This window comes from Pseudonocardia sp. Ae717_Ps2 (assembly GCF_001932475.1).
GTDB lineage: Bacteria > Actinomycetota > Actinomycetes > Mycobacteriales > Pseudonocardiaceae > Pseudonocardia.
On record NZ_MCIS01000001.1, the window covers coordinates 2414376 to 2436714 of the forward strand.

7 protein-coding genes are annotated in these 22339 nt (G+C 74.8%); 2 read left to right on the forward strand and 5 right to left on the reverse strand.

All coding sequences use genetic code 11. From position 1 onward, the window contains the following. Positions 1 to 8 precede the first annotated feature (8 nt). Genes Ae717Ps2_RS11340 through Ae717Ps2_RS11355 form a run of 4 tightly spaced genes read right to left on the reverse strand, consistent with a single transcriptional unit; the run spans position 9 to position 19866 of the window. Positions 9 to 8093, reverse strand: a complete 8085-nt coding sequence (locus Ae717Ps2_RS11340; RefSeq protein ID WP_075333349.1) for an SDR family NAD(P)-dependent oxidoreductase — start codon at positions 8091 to 8093, stop codon at positions 9 to 11. Then, positions 8090 to 17428 carry a type I polyketide synthase gene (locus Ae717Ps2_RS11345; protein WP_075333350.1) on the reverse strand — a complete coding sequence of 3113 codons (9339 nt, stop codon included), beginning with the start codon at positions 17426 to 17428 and terminating at the stop codon, positions 8090 to 8092. Before Ae717Ps2_RS11345 ends, Ae717Ps2_RS11340 begins: the two co-directional genes overlap by 4 nt. Continuing rightward, entirely contained in the window at positions 17425 to 18594 is a 1170-nt protein-coding gene (locus tag Ae717Ps2_RS11350) for an SRPBCC family protein (RefSeq protein WP_139318734.1), read from the reverse strand. Before Ae717Ps2_RS11350 ends, Ae717Ps2_RS11345 begins: the two co-directional genes overlap by 4 nt. Before the next feature lie 30 nt (positions 18595 to 18624). Next, positions 18625 to 19866, reverse strand: coding sequence for an NAD(P)/FAD-dependent oxidoreductase (locus Ae717Ps2_RS11355; RefSeq protein WP_075306656.1), 1242 nt, complete (start codon positions 19864 to 19866; stop codon positions 18625 to 18627). A 202-nt stretch (positions 19867 to 20068) separates the two neighbouring features. Here Ae717Ps2_RS11355 and Ae717Ps2_RS11360 point away from each other — a divergent pair, with 202 nt between their 5' ends. Beyond that, positions 20069 to 21652: an acyl-CoA carboxylase subunit beta gene (locus tag Ae717Ps2_RS11360; protein WP_075333351.1), complete on the forward strand. Its 1584-nt coding sequence runs from the start codon at positions 20069 to 20071 to the stop codon at positions 21650 to 21652. A 20-nt stretch (positions 21653 to 21672) separates the two neighbouring features. Further along, a complete protein-coding gene (locus tag Ae717Ps2_RS11365; RefSeq protein ID WP_255407968.1) occupies positions 21673 to 21927 on the forward strand; it encodes an acyl-CoA carboxylase epsilon subunit in 255 nt (84 codons plus the stop codon). On the opposite strand, the gene Ae717Ps2_RS11370 is transcribed toward Ae717Ps2_RS11365, so the two are convergent. Continuing rightward, a complete protein-coding gene (locus Ae717Ps2_RS11370; RefSeq protein ID WP_139318733.1) occupies positions 21860 to 22195 on the reverse strand; it encodes a hydroxyisourate hydrolase in 336 nt (111 codons plus the stop codon). The two genes, Ae717Ps2_RS11365 and Ae717Ps2_RS11370, sit on opposite strands and share 68 nt — an antisense overlap. Between the last annotated feature and the right edge of the window lie 144 nt (positions 22196 to 22339).

Consider the following 22339-nt stretch of genomic DNA (forward strand, 5'->3'; position numbering starts at 1 on the left):
GTGCCCGTCTAGTCGGGCCAGGCGTGTGCGGTCACCCGCAGGGACGGGCCGTCCTCCCGTTCGGCCAGCGCGAGCTGGTAGGCGTTCGCGGCGGCGTAGTCGACCACCCCGCGACCCGCCTCCGGGAGCCAGCCCGCGATGGACGACACCAGTACGACCCAGCGTGCGGCGTGCCGGCGGGCGAGCGCGACGACCACGTCGGAACCGACGCACTTCGGGGCGAGCACCCGTTCGGCGTCCGCGGGGCTCCGGCGGGTGAGCGCCCCCACCGGGTTCACCACCCCGGAGCAGTGGACGATCCCGCGCAGGGGCCCCCACCGCTCGACGAACCGGGCCACGACGGCGTCGAGCCCGTCCGGGTCGGTCACGTCGGCGCGGTCGCAGGCCACCTCCGCACCGGGGACGGTCGGCGGCTCGACGGCCGAACGGCCGACCACCCCGATCGCCCGTGCCCCGTGGTCGGCCAGCGCCGCGACGAGCTCGCGGCCCACCGCTCCGTGACCGCCGAGGACCAGGTGGAAGCCGGACGCGTCGGCGTCGCGGGGGGTCGGTTCCGGGAGCGGCTCGTGGCTGCGCTGCAGACGATCACCGGACCGCAGCGCCCGCTCCTCCGGTTCGGCGGGTTGCCCGGTCACCAGCGAGTACAGCTCGCCGGGCAGCGCCTTGGCCGCCCGGGGATCGTCGACCCGGACGTCCACGCTGGCCGCCGACCAGCCTCGTTCCGCGGCCGCCGCGCGTACGGCGGCGCCGCGCGCGACCGACCACGGTCGCAGCTCGGGCCTCTCCTGCGACCCGACGGCCGCGGCGCCGTGCAGCACCCACAGACAGGCCGCGCCGGTCCGCAGGCCGGCGGCGACGCCGCGCAGCCGGTCCCAGAACGTGGCCGTGGTGGAATCCGGGTCGTCGAGCACGACCACGGCGTCGGCGGTGGACAGCTCGGTCGCGGGGACGCAGCCGTCGGAGACGAGTCGGGCGATCAGGGTCTCCCGCGGGACGGTTCCCCCGTCGACGAAGACGGACAGTCCGGCCGGGGGCCTGGCCGGCGGGACGCACGCCGTGCGCCACACCGGACGGGCGGCGGACGGTGCGATCACCGGGTCCTGCGGCGGCCGGCCGACCGTGTTCCAGTGGTCCTCGTCGGCGAAGGGGTAACCGGGCACCGCGGTCCGCCGTGCGGTCGGTGCCGAGAACAGCGACCAGTCCAGCCCGTCGGCACCGGTCAGTGCCGCGGCGACCAGGTCCGCCGGGTCCCGTGGCGCCACCGGTGGCGGAGCGCCCCCGCCGCACACCACCGGGGCGGTCCCGTCGGCCACTGCCAGCAGCCCGGCGCGCAGCTCGGTCGCGGACCCACCGGCGACGGCGGCGCGGTGGGAGAGCTCGGCGCGTCCGGTGTTGGCGGTGTGCACGACGTCGGCGAGGTCGGTGTCGTCTCCGGTGTCGTCGCCGGTCTCGCCGATCCGGTCGGCGTAGGAACGAGCCAGTCGGCGTACGCCCTCCTCGGTCGCCGCTGAGATCCGCAACGCGTGTTCCCGGGGCGGGACCGGCGTGCGCGGCCCGATCGGCGGCGGCTCCTCGATGACGACGTGGGCGTTGACGCCGCCCATGCCGAAGGCCGAGAGAGCGGCGCGGCGGGGGGTGCCGTTGCGGCGCCAGGGGGTGGGGGTGAGGAGGGGGTGGAAGGGCGTGCGCTCGAAGCGGATGTGCTCGTTGGGGCGGTCCAGGTTGCGGGTGGGCGGAAGGGTGTCGTGCCGGAGAGCGAGGATGATCTTGGCGAGTCCCGCGAGTCCCGCGGCCGGCTCGAGATGACCGATGTTCGTCTTGACCGACCCGATCGCACAGTACTGCCGCCGGGTGGTGTGGGGGGCCCACGCCCGGGTGAGCGCGTCGATCTCGACCGGGTCGCCGAGGGCGGTCCCGGTGCCGTGGGCCTCGAGGTAGCTGATGGTGTCGGGGGACACGCCGGCATCGCGCAGCGCCGCGGTGATCACCTCCTGCTGCCCCGACACCGCAGGCACGGTCAGACCGGACGTCCGGCCGCCGTGGTTGACCGCGGTGCCGGTGATGACGGCGTGCACCGGGTCGCCGTCGGCGAGTGCGTCGTGGAGCGGTCGGAGGACGACGGTCACGGCGCCCTCCCCGGGGACGAACCCGTCGGCGTCCTGGTCGAACGCCCGGGGGGATCCGCTGGGGGACAGCGCCCCCAGGTTGGTCATCGCCGTGTAGTGCAGCGGCGACAGTGCGAGCCGCACCCCACCGACGACGGCGTGGTCGCACTCGCCGTCGCGCAGGCTGCGCACGGCGGTGTGCAGCGCGACCAGCGACGACGAGCACAGGGTGTCCACGGTGAGGCTCGGGCCGTGCAGGTCGAAGAACCAGCTGACCCGGTTCGCCAGGAAGGCGTTGTGGTTCCCCAGGCCCGCGGCGGCGTCCAGCTCACGGTCCACGTTGAACTCGCGGTAGTGCTGGTAGCTGGCACCGACGAAGACCCCGGTCCGGCGGGGTGCGGAGGTCGGGTCGACGCCGGCCGACTCCCACGCCTGCCAGGCCGTGCGCAGCAGCCACCGTGCCTGCGGGTCGAGCAGGCGGGCCTGGCGCGGGTGAAGTCCGAACAGGTCGGCGTCGAAGCCGGCGACGCCGTCGACGAACCCGCCGACCGGCCGGTCCGGCCGGTCCCACCGATCCGCGGGCGCCGGGCGCAGGGCATCGCTCCCGTCCCGCAGCAACGGCCACAGGCTGTCGATGTCGTCGGCACCGGGCAGGACACCCGCGAGGCCGATGACGGCGATGTCGTGGCGGTCCCCCGACGGTGCGACGGGTGGCCGCCTGCGCGCGGACACCGCGGGGGCCACCGTCTCCTCCACCGCCTCGACGAGCGCGGGGTCCGCGGTCAGGGGAGCGAGGGACTGCTCGTCCGCGCGGTCCGGGTGGGTGGACCGGAGGGCGGCGTCCTCCCGGGTGGCGGACGGGCCGACCTCGAGCCCGAGCGCGTCGGCGAGGGCACGGCCGTCGCGGGCGGCGAGTACCTCGACCGCCGACACCGGGGTGCCCGCGGCAGCCCCGATCTCGGCCGCGATCTCGCCGGCGAGCAGGGAGTCCATCCCCACCGCGGACAGCGGCGTGGTCACCGTGACCGAGGGGTCGGCGAGGACCCCGCGCAGGATCTCCAGCAGACCCTCCGGAGTGAGCGACGTCCCGGGGGCGTCCGCGGGCGGTGATGCTCCGCCGGCGCCGGCCACCGGTCGGAACCGGATGCCCTCGAGGACGAGGACCGGGCCGTCGACGCCCAGCAGCCACGCATCGGCGACGTGCGTGCCGTCCTGCCACCCTCGCGAGCGCAACCGGAGCGAGAGCGCCTCGGCGGGATCACCGGTCGCGGTGACCCGGCCGATGCCCACCGGAAGGAGGGCGGTGTCGGACAGTGTGGGATCTCCCAGGGTCAGCACCGCCATGGCTTGCAGCGCCGCGTCGACGGCGGTGACCCGGTCGGTCGCCGGTACCGCCCCCGGCAGCAGATCGGCGGCGACCGCCCCCTCGCCGTGCCGGACACCGCCGATGCGGCGCAGTGCCGGCGCATACCGGGTGCCGTGGGTGTCGAACCACGCGTACAGCCCGGCGGGGTCGAGCACGCGGGGGCACGGTGTCACGTCGGGTGCAGGCACCTGCGTCGGACCGGGCTCCGGACGCAGCCGGGCGATCACCCGGCCCTGCTGGTGCAGGGTCGCGACCGCACCGTCGATGGTGTCGTCCAGGTCGTGCTCGGGCAGGGACGTCGCCGTCCCTCGGGCGGGGAACTCCACGTCACGCAGCACCGGGGCCCGGTCGAGGCCCAGGGACAGCAGCAGCGCCGCGGGCACCGTCGGCAGCCCGAAGACCTCGTGTCCCGCGATCAGCGCGGCGGCTCCGGCCGGGTCGGGGGCGGTGGACGGAGAGGGGGTCGCCGGCGTACGGAACGGGTAGGACGGCAGTGGCGCACGCCGCGCGGCGGCACCCGGGCCGAGGGGGCCGCGGGGGCCGCCGTCGACCCAGACCCGGGCGGTCTGCACGAGTCCTGCGACGGTGTCGTCCGCCCCGTCGGGGTGCACGACGGACCCCGGCCCGCACCCGAGCGCGCGGCGCAGCCCGTCGGCCAGCTCCTCGGCACCGCGGGCGACGACCGCCACCCGCAGCGCCAGGTGCCTGCGGCCCACCCCGGCCGAGGTGTGCAGTACTCCGGGGTCGAGGCCGTCGTGCACGGCGGCGAGCAGGTCGGTGAGGCGCCGGGTCAACGCCTCCGGCGTGTGCGCGGACACGTGCAGGACGCCGGCCGCGCCCGGGTCGTGAACGGTCGCGACGGGCGCCGGCCAGTCCTCGACGACGACGTGGGCATTGGTGCCGCCCATGCCGAACGCGCTGATCCCGGCCCGTCGGGGCCGGTCGCCGGCCGGCCAGGCGGTCGACGCGGTGGGGATCGCCAGCACGCCCGCGGGCAGTCGGAGCCGCTCGCCGGGCCCACGGTGTCCGGCGACGGGCGGGATCTCGCCGTGACGCAGGGACAGCAGCACCTTGACCAGGGAGGCGAGCCCGCTGGCCGGTTCGAGGTGCCCGATGTTGCCCTTCAGCGCGCCGAGCAGCACCGGTGCGGCCCGGTCCGGCCCGAACACCTCGGCCAGTGCGGCGATCTCGATCGGGTCGCCGAGCGGGGTCGCCGTTCCGTGGGTCTCCACGTGGTCCACCGACGACGGGGAGAGCCCGGCGTCGGCGAGTGCGGCCCGCAGTACGTCGGCCTGCGCAGCGCTGCGCGGGACTGAGAGGGCGCCCGCACGACCTCCGTGGTTGGTGGCGACCCCACGGATGACCCCCCAGACGTGGTCGCCGTCGCGGAGCGCGTCGGCCAGCGGCCGGAGCAGGACTGCCACCGCACCCTCGCCGGGGACGAACCCGTCGGCCGCGGCGTCGAACGGGCGCGGCAGGTCCGCGGAGAGCGCGCCGAGGCGGCTGAGACTGCGGTAGTACCACGAGGTGAGACCGACGTGGCAGGCAGCGACGACGGCGGTCGAGCACCGGCCGGCCCGCAGCGCCGACACCGCCTGCTCCAGGGCGACGAGCGAGGACGAGCACAGCGTGTCCACGGTCATCGAGGGCCCGGTCAGGTCGAGCGCGTAGGAGATCCGGTTGGCGAGCAACGCGTTCATCGAGCCCAGGGCGGTGTGCGGCCCGACCCGGTCGAGGCCGGCCGCGTCACGGTGGTGGGTGTAGGTGGCCCCGACGAACACACCGACGTCGCGCCGGTCCGCCGCTCCGCCTTCCTGCACGACCGACCAGGCGTGCTCCAGCAGCAGCTTCTGCTGCGGGTCCATCTCGGCGACCTCACGGACGGCGAGCTCGAAGAACCGCGGGTCGAGACGGTCGATGTCGCGGACGAACGCGCCGTTGCCGCAGTAGGTGCCGGTCGTGGCGGTGTCCCGGTCCTGCAGGACCTCGCCGATGTCGAAACGGTCGGCCGGGACGGGGCCGAAGGCGTCGTCGCCCCGCCGCAGCATCGCCCAGAAGTCGTCGAGGTCCTCGGCGCCGGGCAGGTCGCCGGACACCGCGACGACGGCGATCGCGCCCTCGGGCGGCTCCCGCCGTGGCTCGGGCCGTCCGGCCCGGGAGACATCGGTGGCGGTCGCGGGAGCGGGGTCCGGTGTGGGGACTCCGGATGCCGGTGCGACGCCGTGCCGGTCGCGGAGCGCGTCGACGACGCCGCGCACGTCGGGATGCTCCAGGAAGAGCGTGGGGGGCAGGGTCAGGCCCCAGCGCGCACCGAGGGCCTCGGTCAGCTCGACGCTCGTGATCGAGTCCATGCCGAACTCGGCGAACGAGGTGTCGGGGGCCAGGTCCTCGACACCCAGGCGGTCGACCAGCGCAGCGGTGACCTCGGCGGTGAGCGGGTCGGTGCCGGCGTCCGGCGGCGGTGCCGGGCTCGGATCGGCCGGGCGGGCCGACGCGGCCGGGGGCGCGTCGGGACGGACCTCCTCGGTACCGGTTGCTCGGTCGGGGTGGGCCACCACTACCTGTCGTTCGCCGGGCAGGACCGCGGCGGTCAGCGCGTCGAGTCCCTCGACCGTGCCCAGCGGCTCCACCCCCCGACGGCGGAGCTGCGCGGCGACCTCCACACCCATCCCGATCTCGCCCCACAGCCCCCAGTCGATGCTGATCCACGGTGCGCCGAGCAGGTGGGCGGCACCGTCGAGGTGGGCGTTCGCCGCGGCGTACCCGGCCTGCCCGAGGTTGCCGAACGCGCCCGACACCGACCCGAACAGCACCGCGAGGTCCAGCTCGACCCCGTCGACGGCGGCGACGAGCTCGCGCAGACCGTCGGCCTTGGGCGCGACCACCGAGCGCAGGTCCCCGGGGGAGACACCCCGCAGCAGGCCGTCGCGCAGCACCCCCGCCGCGTGCACGACTCCGCGCAGGGGCCGCCCGCCCAGTCCGGCGACGAGCTCGGCGAGGGCGCCGGGTACTGCGACGTCCACCGCGTGCGACCGGACGAGGGCACCGTGTGCGGCGATCGCGGTGGTCGCCGACGGGGCGAGCCGCGAGCCCCCCGACCGGCTCACCAGGTGGATCTCGCCGGCGCCGTCACGGGCGAACCGTTCCGCCACGGCGAGCCCGAGCCCGCCGTGCCCGCCGAGCACGAGGTAGGCGCCGTCGGCCCGGACCGGCAGGGCGGTCCCGGGCCCGGCGGGCAGCGGTTCCCAGGCGGGGCACAGTCGTGCCCCGCCCCGGATCGCGCTCTCGGCCGGGCCGATCCCCAGATCATCGGCACCCACGGTCCCGGTGCCGGCGAGATCGATCATCCGCAGCGACAGCCCGGGGTACTCGACGGCCGCGGTCCGCAGCAACCCCCAGACCGACGCGCGGCCGGGGTCGGGCCGGTCGCCCGGGGCCGCCGCGGCGGCCCGCTCGGTGAGCACGACGAGCCGCAGTCCCTTCCGGCGACGCTCGGTGAGGGACCGGACGACGTGCAATGCATCGAGAAGGTCCCGCTCCCCGTCGTCGGCGGGGTCCCCGACCGCGGTCGCCATGACGACTCCGTCCAGCCGGCCGGCAGCTGCCTCGTCCCAGAGGCGGGTGAGCCCGTCGAGGTCGGGGATCCCGTCCGCGACCTCGTCCACCCGGGAGCCGGCCGCCCGCAACGCAGCGGCGGCCTCGGCACCGGGGGACCGTGGGCCGCCGTGGTGCAGGACCACCCAGCGGCCGCCGGGTGCCGGTGCGGAACCGGGTCCGGACGGCGACCAGCGCAGAACCCTCATCGGAGCAGGAGCAGGAGCAGGAGCAGGGACCGGCGTCCTGGCCGTGACGGCCTCCGACGGTGCTGCGGCCGTCATGGGGACCCCACGCATCCGCAGCCCCACCAGCTCGGCCACGACCCGGCCGGTCCCGTCGAGGACCACGGCGTTACAGCGGCCCGTCCCGTGCTCGGCCGGCGCAGTGCGCCACGCGCGGACCGACACCTCCGGACCACGCAGGGGTGCGTGCACCACGAGCCGGTCCACCCCGACCGGGTACAGCGGGCGCAGTCCTCCCGGCGCCGTCGCCTCCTGCAGGACCACCGACGACAGCTGCAGCACCCCGTCGAGAAGCAGGGGGTGCCCGATCCACGGACGGGCGTCCGCGCTGTGCAGCACGGCTTCCGCCGCCCCCTCACCGACGACCAGTGAGGTCAGCGTGCGGTAGGAGGGTCCGTACTCCAGGCCGGCTCCCGACCAGGCCGCGTACACCAGGTGCGGGTCCCAGGCCGTACCGGCCACGGCGGGTGGTGCCGTGCCGGGCGGCGACGCGGCGGCGGCCGGGGTCGCCGCCCCGACCGGTCCGCTCGTCCCGTCCGCCAGGAGCTGCACGGACCCGGCGCCCGCACCGGAGCGGACGACCCGCACCGTCGTCGGCGCGTCCGGCGGCACCACGACCGGCCTGCGGAACGACACGCCCCGCAGCTCGGTGCCGCCCGCGGCGACCAGCGCCAGCTCGATCTGCACGGCGGCCGGGAGCAGCGCCCTGCCGTCCTTGCGATGCTCGCCGACCAGCGGGTCGGCCTCGGTGAGGGTCAGCTGGAGCAGCTGCGAGTCGGTCATGACGCCAGGCCTCCGGAACGTCCGTCGAGGAAGGGGTGGCCGGCCGCTACCGCGGCGCCGTCGCCCGGGGCGCCCACCACGGACGCGTCGGGCAGGGCGGAGTGCCGGATGCGGGCGAACGGATAGGTCGGGATCCGCACGCCGACGTGCGGCTTGCCCCGGTGGTGGGCAGCCGGGTCCAGCGTCGCGTCGGTCTCGTCGTGGTGGTCGGCCAGGGCACGGTGCAGCGGTGCCGTGCCCTCCTCCCGGCGCAGCGTGGAGCGGAACCGGGTCCGCCCGTCGCGCGGGGAGGCGATCCGGCGCAGCAGCGGGAGCAGCGCGGGTTGTGGACCGATCTCCCACCAGACGTGGTCCTGCTCGTCCGGGACACGGGCGTCGAGCTCCGCCGCCGCCGGTCCGAACAGGACCGGAGCACGGACCGCTCCCGCGTAGGAGGCCGGGTCGGTGGCGGTCCCGGGGGTGTGCAGCCGCCCGCTCGCGGTCGAGGCGAACGGGATCGACGGCGGCTGCAGCGCCAGTCCCGCGAGATGGTCGGCGAACGGGCCGACGACGCCGGCCATCGCCGCCGAGTGGAAGGCGTGCGCGACGGGCAGCGCGGTGGCCCGCACCGTGCCCGAGTCCAGGAACGCGGCCATCGCGACGGCCGGGCCCGCGACGGTCGTCGCACCGGGACCGTTGTCGGCCGCGATCTCCAGGTCCGGATGGGCCGCGATAGCCTCCCGCGCGGTGTCGACGTCACCGCGGACGACGGCCATCGCGCCGGGCCCGGGCGCGGAGGCCATCAGCCGTCCGCGCAGGGCGGTGGCCCGCATGAGGTCGGGCAGGTCCAGCACGCCCGCGGCCCAGGCGGCCGTCAGCTCACCGACGCTGTGACCGACGACCGCGTCGGGGTGGACACCCCAGCTGCGGAGCAGCGTGACCAGGGCGACCTGGGTCGCCACGATCGCGGGCTGGGCCCGGTCGGTCCCGACGAGGGGATCCTCCTCCAGGAGGGTCTCCAACGGCACGTCGAGGTGACCGCGCAGGACCGCGGCGCACTCGTCGAGCACCGCCGCGCAGATCGGTTCGGACCGGCGGAGCTCCCGGGCCATACCCGGCCACTGGGCCCCCTGGCCGGTGAAGGCGAAGGTGACCGGGGTGCGCGCGCGGCGGGCACGTGCCGGCACGGGCCCCCGACCCTCGGCGACGGAGTCCAGGGCGGCGACCATCCCGTCCCGGCCGCGGGCATGCAGCAGCAGCCGCAGCCCGTGCCCCGCCCGCCCGGTGTTGGCGGTACGAGCGACGTCGTCGACCCGGTCGGCGGGCCGGGCCCGCAGATGGCCGGCGTAGGCCGCGGCCACGGCACGCAGACCGTCCTCGGTCGGCGCCGTGACCCGCAGCAGGTGCGAACCGTCGGACCGCTCGCCCGGACGCAGGGGGGCGGTGCGCGCCGGCGGCTCCTCGATGATGACGTGGGCGTTGACCCCGCCCATCCCGAACGCGGACAGCGCTGCCCGACGGGGCCGCTCGTCCCGGTTCCAGGGCAGGGGGGCGACCACGGGGAAGAACGGGGTGTCCTCGAACCGGATGTGGTCGTTCGGCCGGGCGAGGTTGAGGGTCGCGGGGATCGTCCGGTGTTCGAGGGCGAGCAGGATCTTGACGAGCCCGGCCAGGCCAGCGGCAGGCTCGAGATGGCCGATGTTCGACTTGACCGAGCCGATCGCGCAGAACTGGCGGCGGTCGGTGTGCCGGCGCCATGCCCGGGTCAGCCCGTCGATCTCGATGGGGTCGCCCAGCCCGGTCCCGGTGCCGTGCGCCTCCACCAGCGAGATGGAGTCCGGGGACACGCCGGCGTCGCGCAGGGCGGCGTCGACGACGTCGCGCTGGGCGTTGGTGGTGGGCACCGTCAGCCCGGCGGCCCGGCCGCCGTGGTTGACCGCGGTGCCGGTGACGACGGCGTGGACGGGGTCCCCGTCGGCGAGTGCGTCGCGCAGCGGCTTGAGCACCACGGTGACCACACCCTCTCCCGGGACGAAGCCGTCGGCGCCGTCGTCGAACGCCCGTGACGACCCGGTGGGGGAGAACGACCGCAGACGCGAGCCGAGCTGGAAGTACTGCGGCGACAGGGCCATGTGGACCCCGGCGACGAGCGCGATGCCGCACTCGCCCTCACGCAGGCTGCGGACGGCGGTGTGCAGGGCGACCAGCGAGGACGAACAGAGCGTGTCGATGGTCATGCTGGGACCGTGCAGGTCCATGAACCAGCTCACGCGGTTCGCCAGCATGGCGTTGTGGTTGCCGAGCCCGGCGGCGGTCTGGACCACGTCACCCACGACCTGGTCGCGGTAGTGCTGGTAGCTGGCGCCGACGTAGACGCCGACGGTGGTGTCCGCGGTACGCCCCGACAGACCGGCGTCCTCCAGCGCCCGCCAGGCCGACTGGATCAGGTGACGCTGTTGTGGGTCCATCCAGCCCGCGTCGGCCGGTGCGACCCGGAAGAACGACGCGTCGAACCCCTCCAGGTCGTCGACGAACCCCGCACGGCGCAGGTAGACGGTGCCGGGGGTCGAGTCGGTCGCGTAGTATTCGTCGAGGTTCCAACGGTCTGCGGGTACCTCGCGTAGGCAGTCGCGGCCCTCGACGAGCACGTCCCACAGCCGGTCGACGTCCCCGGCACCCGGGAACACCCCGTCGACGCCGATGATCGCGATGTCGTGCAGGTCGCGGTCGTCGGACACCGGACCTCGCGGACCCTGCCCGGTGCTCCGGGCCGCCGGGGCGGGGGCCGGCGGCGCGGGATCCGGTGGCGCGGCGACCGGCGGGTCGACCGGCGTCGGAGGCGGTGTGCGATCCGACCCGGCGGCCCCACCGGTCCCGGCTCCGCCGTCGGCCCCGGCGTCGCCGACGGACCCGGGCGCGGACGTCACGCCGTAGACCTCGGCCAGCTCCCGCACCAGCCCGTCCAGCGTGCCGACCTCCAGCACCAGCGTCATCGGAAGGGCCACACCGAGCCGGTCCCGCAGGTCCTGGGCGACGGACACGGCCAGCATCGAGTCGAGGCCGAGGTCCTGCAGCGGCCGGTCGGGCTCGATCTCGGCGGGATCGACCTCCAACGCCCGGGCGACCCACTCCGCCACAGCGGTCCCGAGGTCCCGCGCGCCCGCGGGCACCCGGCTCCCTCCGCCGGTGTCCCGCACCGGACCGGCGGCCGGTGCCCCGTTCGTCGCGGGTGCCCGTGGCGGCACGGTCGTCCCGCCGGGACCCGGACCGTCCGCGGCCGACCCGGTCGCGTCGCTCCCGGGTGCGGTGCCCTCCGTCGCGGTGAGGCGGGTCCAGGTGACCCGCTCGGCCCGCAGGAGCACCTGCCCGTCCGCGCTGACGGTGATGTCCGCGGTGACGGTGCGGTCCTCCCCGGTGCCGCGGTCGACCCGTCGTGCGTGCACGGTGACCCGCGAGGGCAGCGGCCCGTACACGGCCAGCCGCTGCACGGAGAACGGCACGTAGAGGCCCGACGTGCCGCAGGCGGCGAGCGCGACCTGGAAGGCGCCGTCGATGAGGGTCGGTTCGAGGGCCGCGGTGCCGTCGCCGACCCGCGCGAGCTCGCCGGAGGCGACCCCGTCGCCGACGACGAGTGTGTGCAGGCAGCGGAACCGCTCGCCGTAGTGCAGTCCGTGCCGCTCCAGGTCGAGATGGAACGCGGCGACATCGGCCGGGACACCGTCGGACGGGGCCGGGACGACCGGCCGCGCCGGGACGGTGTCGAGCAGCCGGGCGTCGCACACCAGGACCCCGGCGTCGTCGCGGAACCGGACGGCCCCGTCCTCGAGCCGCCCGGTCAGACCGGTGGGAGGGCTGACCACGGCCCGGAACGTCATGTCCTGCAGCGCGAGGGGCAGCCCTCCGCGCAGGTCCACGACCTTCTGCGGGTACGCCGCGCCCGGCAGCACCCGGGACCCCAGCACCACGTGACCCTCGGCCTCGGGGAGGTCGGTCCACTCCCGTTCGCGGAGCCCACCGAACAACGATCCGACGGCACCCAGGGCCGCGCCGGGATGGGCCGGCCCCCCGCGCCGCGCCGTTGCGGTGATCGTGGCGGGGGCCGCGGCCGGACGTTCCATCCAGAGGTGGCGCTCCTCCAGGGGCACCGTCGGGATCCGCACCGTGCGTGCGGGTCCGGTGACCACGGGGTGCTCACCCGCGACGAACCGCCTCGCCGCCTCGTCGAGGTCCGTGCGGTCCACGCCGGTCACGGAGAACGTCCCCGTCGCCGCCGTGGGGTTCGTGACCCCGGTGTGGCTCGACCGACTGTCGCGGTTGCCCGTGAGGAACAGCATCAGCTTGTCCTCCGCCTGCTCCGCCGAGTCGACGACGCAGGCGAACCGGTGGTGACCGTGGCGACGGCGCAGCGCGGTGGCACACAACGCCGCGATCGCGGGACGGTGCTCGGACCGCAGGAGCATCAGGAACCGCTCGGCGAGCCGGTGCAGCGCACGTTCCGACCCGGCCGAGAGCACCAGCAGCCCGAGGACGTCGTCGTCGTGCACCGCGGTGGGGGCGGCGGCGAGCACCGCGTGTGCGTTGACCCCGCCGAACCCGAAGCTGCTGACCCCCGCCACCCGGGGACCCGTCCAGGGAACGGTCCGGTCCGGGACGAACAGCGGCGAGTTCTCGAACCGGAAACGGGCGTTCGGGGTCTCGATCCCGGGCGTCCCCGGAACCGTGCCGGCCTGCAGGGCCAGCACGGTCTTGATCAGACCCGCCAGCCCCGCGGCGGGCTCCAGGTGGCCGATGTTGCTCTTCACGGAGCCGATCGGCACCGATCCTGCGGCGGCCGGGCCGAGGGCATCGCCGAGTGCCTCGAGCTCGACCAGGTCGCCGAGGCGGGTCCCGGTGCCGTGCGCCTCGACGTAGCCCATGCCGTGCGGGCCGATCCCCGCGGCCGACAGCGCCTCCCGGACGACCTCGGTCTGGGCCGGCCCGTTCGGAGCGGTGAGGAATCCGGTGCTGGCACCGGTGTGGTTCACCGCGACGCCGCGGACCACGGCCAGGACGGCGTCGCCGTCACGGACGGCGTCGGAGTACCGCTTCAGGACGACGGCGGCGGCGCCCTCACCGCGGACGTACCCGTCGGCCTCCTCGTCGAACGCCCGGCAGCGGCCGCGCGGCGAGAGCATCCCGTTGCGCGCGAAGGACCGGGACTTGGACGGGGTGAGGATGAGATTGGCCGCCGCGACCACGGCCGCGTCGCTCTGCCGGGCGCGCAGCTGCAGCACCGCCTGGTGCAGGGCGACCAGGGACGAGGAGCATGCGGTGTCCAGGCAGAAGCTCGGGCCGGTCCAGTCGAAGACGTGGGAGACCCGGTTCGCGAGCAGCGCCATCGCCGAGCCGGTCGCCGCGTGCGGGTCGGCGTGGCCGTCAGCGGCGGCCACGAGCTCACCGAAGTCGCTGGCGATGGTCCCGACGAACACCCCGGTGCGACGTCCGAGGGACACCGGATCGTGCCCGGCCGACTCGACGGCCTCCGCGGTGACGGTGAGCAGCAGCCGCTGCAGCGGGTCGGTACGGCGGGCCTCGCGGTCCGACATCCCGAAGCGGTCCGCGTCGAACAGCTCGACGCCGGCCAGCCAGCCGGCCGTGGTCGGGTCGTCGTCGGACCACAGTGAGCCCCAGCCCCGGTGCCCGACCGGGGCCGTGCCGATCGAGACGTGACCGGCGGTCAGGGACGCCCAGAACTCGTCGGGGGTGGCCGCGCCGGGGAACCGGCAGGCCATGCCCACCACGGCGATCGGCTCGTCGGCGGCCGTCTCCCGTGGAGGTACCGCCGCGTGCCGGTCGTGCACCGGCACGGACGGCACGCCGCGCTCGCCCGTGTCCGTCGTCGGTGACGGGGTGTGGGCCGCGGTGGGCGCAGGCGTGCTCCTACCGGCGACGACGTCGGCCGTCCCCCGGGACGGCCCGGACAGGCCGAGGAGCTCGGCCAGTCGCGCCGGGGTTCCGGTCGCGAGGATGTCCGTCGGCCCGACCGCGGTCCCGAGCCGGCGGGTGAGTGCGGTGGCCGCAGTGACGACGGTGATCGAGTTGCCGCCCAGGTCGAAGAAGCCGTCGGTCGCCCCCAGCGCCCCGATGCCCAGCACCTCGCCGAGCACCTCGCCGGTCACGGCCACCGGATCGGCCGGGGCCGGTGCTGCGACGGCTCCTGCCGGTCGGGCGGTCTCGACCGGCAGGACGGGCTCGACCGCCGGCGGCGCGACCGCGGGCCGCGCGACTCCGGCGCGCAGGACGGTGTCCCGGGTGGGGACCGGCAGCCGTGCCCGGTCGATCTTGCCGTTGCCGGTGAGCGGGAACCGCTCGATCGGGACGAAGGCAGCGGGGATCATGTAACCGGGCAGCTCGCGCCGCAGCGCCGCGACCAGATCCTCGCGGTCGCAGTCGCCCCTCGTCGTGAGGTAGGCGGTCAGCGCAGGCTCGCCGGTGCCTTCGAAGGCCGTCGCCACGACGACCGCGGAGCCGACCGACGGGTGGCGTTCGAGCACCGCCTCGATCTCGCCGGGCTCGATACGGAACCCGCGGACCTTGACCTGTGCGTCCACCCGTCCGAGCCACTCCAGGCCGCCGTCGGGATGCACCGCGACCAGGTCACCGGTCCGGTAGTACCGGGCGCCGCTGCGCGGGTCTCGCACGAACACCTCGGCGGTGCGATCGGGGCGGTTCACGTAGCCGCGGGCGAGCCCGGCACCCGAGAGGTGGAGCTGCCCGGTCCCTCCTGGGGCGACCGGTGCGAGGTCGTCGTCGAGCACGTGCAGCCCGATCCCGGGCAGGGCCGCCCCGAGGCCGATCACGGCGGGATCGTCGATCCTGGCGCAGGAGACCCAGATGGTCGCCTCGGTCGGGCCGTAGAGGTTCCACAGGGCTCGTCCGCCCAGGAGCTTCTCGGCGACCGACCGGGGGAGGGCCTCGCCACCGGACAGCACCGTCAGATCCGGGTGCGGTGTCCAGTCGGCGTCGAGCAGGATGCGCCAGAGGCTGGGGGTCGCCTGGGCGACGACGACGTCGGCCAGCAGCCCCGACAACCGCGCCGGGTCCGAGGCCTCGGCGCGCGAGGCGAGCACCACACTGCCGCCGGTGGTCAGGGGCAGGAGCAGCTCCAGCAACGAGATGTCGAACGCCAGTGTCGTGTGGGCGAGGACGCGGTCACCGGGGGCGCTCCCCAGCACACCGGCGATCCCGGTCAGGAAGTTGCCCAGCGCGGCGTGCTCGATCTCCACGCCCTTGGGCTCACCGGTGGAACCACTGGTGAACAGCACGTAGGCGAGGTCACCGGGTCGCACGACGGGCGGGACGGCGAGCGCCCGCCCGTCGTCGGGTCCGATGCGCCGCACCTCGCCGAGCTCACGGCCGAGTCCTTCGCACGCCTCGTCGACGAGGACGGGGCCCGCCCCTGCCACCTCCAGGTAGCGCTGCAGCCGCTCCCGGGGGAATCCCGGGTCGAGCGGGAGGAACGCCGCGCCGCAGCGCAGCACACCGAGCAGCGCCGGCAGCAGGTCGGGCCCCCGGTCGGACAGGACCCCGACGACGTCGCCCGGGCCGACGCCCGCCTCGTACAGCGAGGCCGCGACCGCGTCGCCCCAGCGGTCCAGCTCGGTGTAGCTGAGCGTCCGTCCTCCACAGCGGACGGCGTCCGCGTTCGGGCGGCTCGCCACGACGGCGTCGAACAGGTCCAGCACCGTCGGTGCCGGTGCGGGATCCTCCTGCGGGTCCGCGGTGGGGACCGCGACGACGTGCTCGGCCGGCTCGGTGCCGGCGAGTGCCTGGCGGGCCGCCTCCTCGACCTCCTCGGCCAGCTCGAGCGCGGCGGCCCCGTCCAGCCACGTCGCGCGCACGCACAGCAGCGGGGCGGTCCCCGCCACCGACACCAGCGCGACCTCGGTGTCCGAGTCGATGGACGCGTCCTGCTCGTGCTCGCGGCGCAGCAGCGCCGCCCGGGTGAAGGAGGGCAGGTCGGAGCCGAGCGGGCGGGGAGCGAGCCCGGCGCGGATCTCCAGGTCGGCGACGTAGCCCACCCGCTCGTCGGCCTCGGCGCAGGCGCGCTCGAAGGCGTGGCGGTCCGAGTCGTCCCAGCGGACCGGGACGCGTTCCACCACCAGCTGGGAGGTGATCCGTCCCGACTCCTGCGCCGCGGCCGTCGACCAGGCCACGTCGAAGCTCCGGGAACCGGTGCGCCGGGACAGCACGCGCAACAGGGACTGCTCGACGACAGCGGTCTCCTCGGGCGCGGCGGGCACCAGGGCCAACGGCAGCCGGGTGTAGTGGGCCGTCGCGGCGGAGAAGTCGCCGGCGGCGATCGGGAGGGGACGGATCCGGTCGAGCCGGTCCCGCCACCAGGTCTCGTGCCGGCGCGCCGCATCGAGCGTCGCGGCGACGGCGGCGAGCCGCGGCGCGTCGACGGGCGGCAACGGCGCGCCCACGACCGCCCCGAGCCGTTGCGCCGCGGCGGTCCCGGACAGGCTGCTGCCGTCCGGGGCGAGGAAGTCCGAGAGGACCAGGTCGGCGTCGGTGCCGGACACGGTGATCGAGGACGGGAGAACGGCGGCGACCGCGGGAGCGGCCCGGTGCGCGTCCCGCGCGGCCGCGCGCAGCTGACGGCACAGCACCGCCCCGGCGCCGGTCAGCACAGCCGGGATGCCCAGCGGATTCGGGAAGGAGCCGAAGTCCATCGCCCGGCCCAGCCGTTCCGCCCGGTCGGCCGGGGTGCCGGGGTGGACGAGCCCGTCGTCCATCCGGGCCGAGCGCGGGTGGAACCGCCGGTCACGTCCGGCCACGTCGACCGGGGTCGGCAGCGACCGCCGTGCGAGGTCGTCGACGATCTCGCCGAACAGCGCGATTCCCGCCTCGGTGGACTCCCAGGTGAGCGACAGGCCGGTCGCGTGGGGCCGTACCGGGAACCACCGCTCGGCGAGCACCGCCCCCGCGTCGACCTGTTCCGCCATGACGTGCCAGGTCACCGCGTGCCGGACCGCGCCGTCGAAGACCGCCCAGGCCGCGACGTTGCTGCCGGCGTAGCGCGGGAGCGGACCGTCGTGGAAGTTCACCGCCGCTATCGCCGGCAGTGCGAGCACCTCGGGGGAGAGGACCTGCTGGTTGACGATGCTGAACAGGAAGTCGGCCGGCTCGGCCGACAGCGCGGCGACCAGGTCGGACGACGCCGGGCGGCAGGGGATGCCGTGTCCGGACGCCCACGCCTCGACCAACGGGTCGTCGCTGAACACACCGCGGACGGTCGCCCCGGCCGCCAGCAGCGCGTCACCACAGCGCGTGAGGACCCGCGTCCCGCCCAGGAGGTGGCAGCGGGCGCTCACGTCGCAGTCCCCGTTCCCCCGGTGGCCGGGTCGGTGGCCCGGGCGACCCAGGCGTCGATCTGGGACACGACCTCCTCGTCGAGCGAGAGCTGTCCGGGGCTCCACAGCGGGTTCGACAGCCCCCGGTGGGTGCGCTCGCACAGCTCCCAGTCCTCGTGGTTGGCCTTGTCCCACAGGGCGAAGACCGCTTCGTGGGAGAAGTCGGGACGAGCGGTCTCCGACGGGTGGAAGAGCCAGAAGTGGCGGACGGTGCAGGTCGCGGGGCTCTCCGGCCACACCCACTGCGCCATCACGTAGTCCGCGGTGAAGCCGAACAGCAGGTTCGGGAGGATCGTGATCCAGTTGATCTTCTGCAGGTCGCCCTCGGGAACCGACGGGATCGGGCGCCTCTCGCTGCGTCCGGTCGAGGACACCGAGTTGTAGCCCTCGCGGATGACCTGCCAGGCACCCACGAGGTCCCCACCGAGCATGTAGGTGCCCGCGTCGTCGAAGTCCGTGACGCGGTGCAGGTCCTTGTGCGCGGTCGGGAAGTGCAGACTCTCGTTGACGTTGTGGGCGACCAGCTTCCAGTTCGACGCGACGGGATAGTCCTTGGCCTGGACGACCTGGAGGTCGGCGAGCTCGTAGGCACGGGCGAACTCGCCGAACTCGGCGAGCGCGTCGTCGAGGTCCGGGGCGTCGTCGGAGAAGCTGACGAACACCAGACCGAAGCGGACCTCGGTGCGGATCGGGATCAGACCGTTCTCGCCCTTGTCGAAGAAGTGGTCCAGATAGGTGCCGTTGAGGCTCTTCAACGCCCCGTTCCGGTCGTAGACCCAGCAGTGGTAGAGGCAGACGATGCTCTGGCGCCGCCCGGTCGGCTCCTCGACGAGCTTGTAGCCGCGGTGCCGGCAGTAGTTGTGGAAGGCCTGGACACCCTCGTCGCCGTGGATCAGCAGGATGGAGCCGGTGCCGATGTCGAGCGTCGTGTAGCTGCCCTTGTCGCCGAGCCGCGACACGTGGTCGACGGGGAGCCAACGACGGCCGTAGATCTCCTTCATCTCCCGGCGGAACTGCTCCTCGCCGGTGTAGAACTCGTGGGAGCGGCCGGTACCGCCGGTGGCGAAGTAGTCGCGGTCGGGATCCTGCTCACCGATGCGGTCGAACATGCTGGGGACGCTGGTCATCGTGGGCTCCTCGCGGCGGGCGGGTGACGGTCAGGCCGTGGGGTCGTAGACGCGCCGCTCCTCGGGGAGGCCGGCGTCGTCGTAGAGGGCCTGGAGCCCCTCGGGGGAGAAGATCTCGTGGTCGGGGACCCCGCCGGCGATCCAGCCGAGCATCGCGGTCGTCCACCGCTCGGTGGATCCGGCGGCCTCCAGGACCGCCTGGAAGAAGGGCGGCAGCTCGTCGAGCTCGGCGACGGTCGTGGTGTAGTCGTAGAGCACCGCGGTGTCCTCGTCACGGCGCTTGCCGTACTCGGCGAGTGCCGCGGAGGGGTCGGTCTCGCCGGACGCGGACCGGGTGACCGCGTCGGCGAGCATCTCGGCCTGCAGGAACGCATCGGTGATGCCCCAGCCGGTCAGCGGGTCCTTGTGGTAGCCCGCGTCGCCCACCAGGGCCCAGCCGGGACCGGCTGCCTGACGGTAGAAGTTGTCGGGGTACCGCATCGGGACGAAGGGCTCCAGCGCCCGGCCGCGGTCACGCATCTGCTCGCCGAGCTCGGGGGCGACGTCGTCCAGCACGGCCTGGAAGTGACGGGGCACGTCCTGACGGAACTCACGCAGCAGGTCCTTGCGCCCGATCACGGCGACGAGCTGGCCACCGTTCGTGGGCCACGTCCCGGCCCACGTTCCGTGGTGCCCGGTCCGGTGGTGCATGCCCCAGTCGTCGAGACCCTCGAAGTAGGAGTAGTAGGTGAACCCCGCGGCCGGACGGACGTTGTAGGTCTCCGCACCGACGCGCTTCGCGATCGTCGAATGGGCCCCGTCCGCCCCGACGACGAGCGCTCCGCGAAACTCCTGTTCGGTACCGGAGCCCGAGCGCCCCCGGACCCCGACGACCCGCCCGTCGTCCCAGATCACGTCGGTCACCGCGAAGCCGTCGACGACCTCCGCACCGGCGCGGCGTGCCGCGTTGACGAGGATCTCGTCGAGCACCACCCGGCGCGGGCAGTAGACCGCGTCGATGCCGTCGACGGGGTCGGCGAAACCGATCATCGTCACGTCGCGGTGCGCGTAGTGCATCGACCGGGACGCGGGTGTGCCGGCCGCGACGACCTCGTCCAGCAGGTCCCATGCCTGGAGCCGGGCTAGCCCGGCCTGGTGGAGGTAGTGGGTCGAGACGGTGTCCGACGGCAGCGCGGCACGGTCGAGGACGAGCACGCGGTGGCCGCGCCGGGCCAACAGCATGGCCAGCGGGGCTCCCCCGCACCGGGCTCCCACGATGATCGCGTCGTACATGCTGGTGCTCCTCCTCGGTCGGGCGCCGGGCGAGGTGCCCGACTGTGTCCCGGTGCCCTTGGTACGCACGCCGCGCCGGGGCGACCGCTCAGAAGTGCGCGTCGGGACGAGCCGCCGGGGGAGTGCTCAGAACTGCGCGGGGGAGTGGTCGGCCGCGTCCTAGCGTCGGTGGCGCGAACCGTGGAACAGAGAGGAGCGGCCCGTGACCGCCGTGGAGAACCGTCCGTCCGACCAGACGGCACCACCTACGCTGCGCGGGCTGGTCGAGGACCTGCACCGCCGCCGCGCCGCCGTCGTGGAGGGGGAGGCCGAGGCCACCGCCCGGCAGCACGCACGGCGCAAGCTGACGGTGCGCGAGCGGCTCGACCTGCTGTTCGACGAGGGGTCGTTCGTCGAGGTGGAGCCGATGCGGCGGCACCGGGCGACCGCGTTCGGGATGGACCGCAGGCGGCCCGAGACCGACGGCGTCGTCGCGGGCTGGGGCACGGTGCACGGCCGGACGGTCTTCGCCTACGCGCACGACTTCCGGATCTTCGGGGGTTCGCTCGGTGAGGCGCACGCCGAGAAGATCCACAAGGTGATGGACCTGGCGCTGTCCGCCGGCGCCCCGCTCGTGTCGCTGAACGACGGGGCCGGCGCGCGCATCCAGGAGGGGGTGACGGCGCTCGCGGGCTACGGCGGCATCTTCCGGCGGAACGTGGCCGCCTCGGGGGTCATCCCCCAGATCAGCGTGATGCTGGGGCCGTGCGCGGGCGGTGCCGCCTACTCCCCGGCGCTGACCGACTTCGTGTTCATGGTCCGCGACGTGGCCCAGATGTTCGTGACCGGCCCCGACGTGGTGGCCGCGGTGACCGGTGAGCAGATCGGGCACGATGCCCTGGGCGGTGCCGACGTGCACGCGACGACCGGCGTCGCGACCTTCGTGCACGACGACGAGGCGACCTGCCTGCTCGACGTCCGCCACCTGATCGCCCTGCTACCCGCCCACGGCGACGAGTCACCGCCCGCGACGCGGGTGGATGACCCGCCCGAGCGGACCTGCGAACGACTCCTGGACCTGGTTCCCGCAGACCCGTCGAAGCTCTACGACATGCGGGAGGTCGTCGAGGACATCGTCGACGACGGGGAGCACATGGAACTCCACGAGCTCTGGGCACCCAACGTGCTGTGCACCCTCGCGCGGATCGGCGGGCGGGTGGTGGGCATCGTCGCGAACCAGCCGCTCGCCCAGGCCGGGGCGCTGGACATCCCGGCGTCGGAGAAGGCGGCCCGGTTCGTCCGCACCTGCGACGTCTTCAACATCCCGCTGGTCACCCTCGTCGACGTGCCCGGCTTCATGCCCGGCACCCGCCAGGAACACGGGGGGATCATCCGGCACGGCGCGAAGCTCCTCTACGCCTACTGCGCCGCGACGGTGCCCCGGATCCAGGTCATCCTCCGCAAGGCCTACGGCGGCGCCTACATCGTGATGGACTCCCGCTCCATCGGGTGCGACGTGTCCTTCGCGTGGCCGAGCAACGAGGTGGCCGTCATGGGCCCCGACGGGGCGGCCAACGTCATCTTCCGCCGTGAGATCGACCAGGCCGAGGACCCGGAGGGCGTCCGCGCCCGACGCACGGCGCAGTACCGGCAGGAGCTCGTGCACCCCTACTACGCGGCCGAGCGAGGCCTGGTCGACGACGTCATCGACCCCCGCGACACCCGGAGGCTGATCCACCGGACGCTGGACATGCTGAGCGACAAGCACGTCGGCGACGCGGCGCGGCACGGGAACCCGCCCCAGTGAGTGCGCAGGCGGCGCCGGACGTGCGGGTACTGCGCGGCGCACCCACCGACGACGAGCTGGCCGCGTTGATCGCCGTGCTCGCGGCGGCGGCCGGGACGGTCCGGCGCACGTCGTGTCGGGCGGTCCCGCGACGGTCTCGGCGCCCCCGGCGTCGAGGGCCGGGGCGACCGCCCCGCGCAGCCCGGGCGGCGGCCGGCCGGCCGCCGCTCACCCGGAGTGGCCGGTCCAGACCGCGTAGCCGTGCGGGGCGATCTGCAGTACGACGTCCCGGCTGACCCCGGGGCCGGCGGTCCCGGCGTCGACCGTGATCTCGTCGGTGGTGACGGCGACGCCCTGCGCGGCGAAGTACCGGCGGGCGTCGATCACGATGCGGACCGGCAGCCGATGGCGGTCGGGCCCCGTCTCGGTCAGCAGTCCCGTGCCGTCGGTCAGCGCGACGCGGGCGAGCTCCCAGCAGCCGTCCACCTCGTACTCCATCCGGGCCTGGACCTCCGCCGCCGGGCGGCCGTGCAACAGGTCGTACACCCGAAGCGTCAGTGTCATCGGGACGCACCGCCATCGGGCCGGTCCGATACCGCCGTTCGGCGGCTCACGAGGGCGACGCTCGGCTGAACGGACGATGCGTAACTACCGTTTCGTCCGCTGTGTGCCACTCGTTCGTGGACTTCTTCGAACAGCATCTCTACT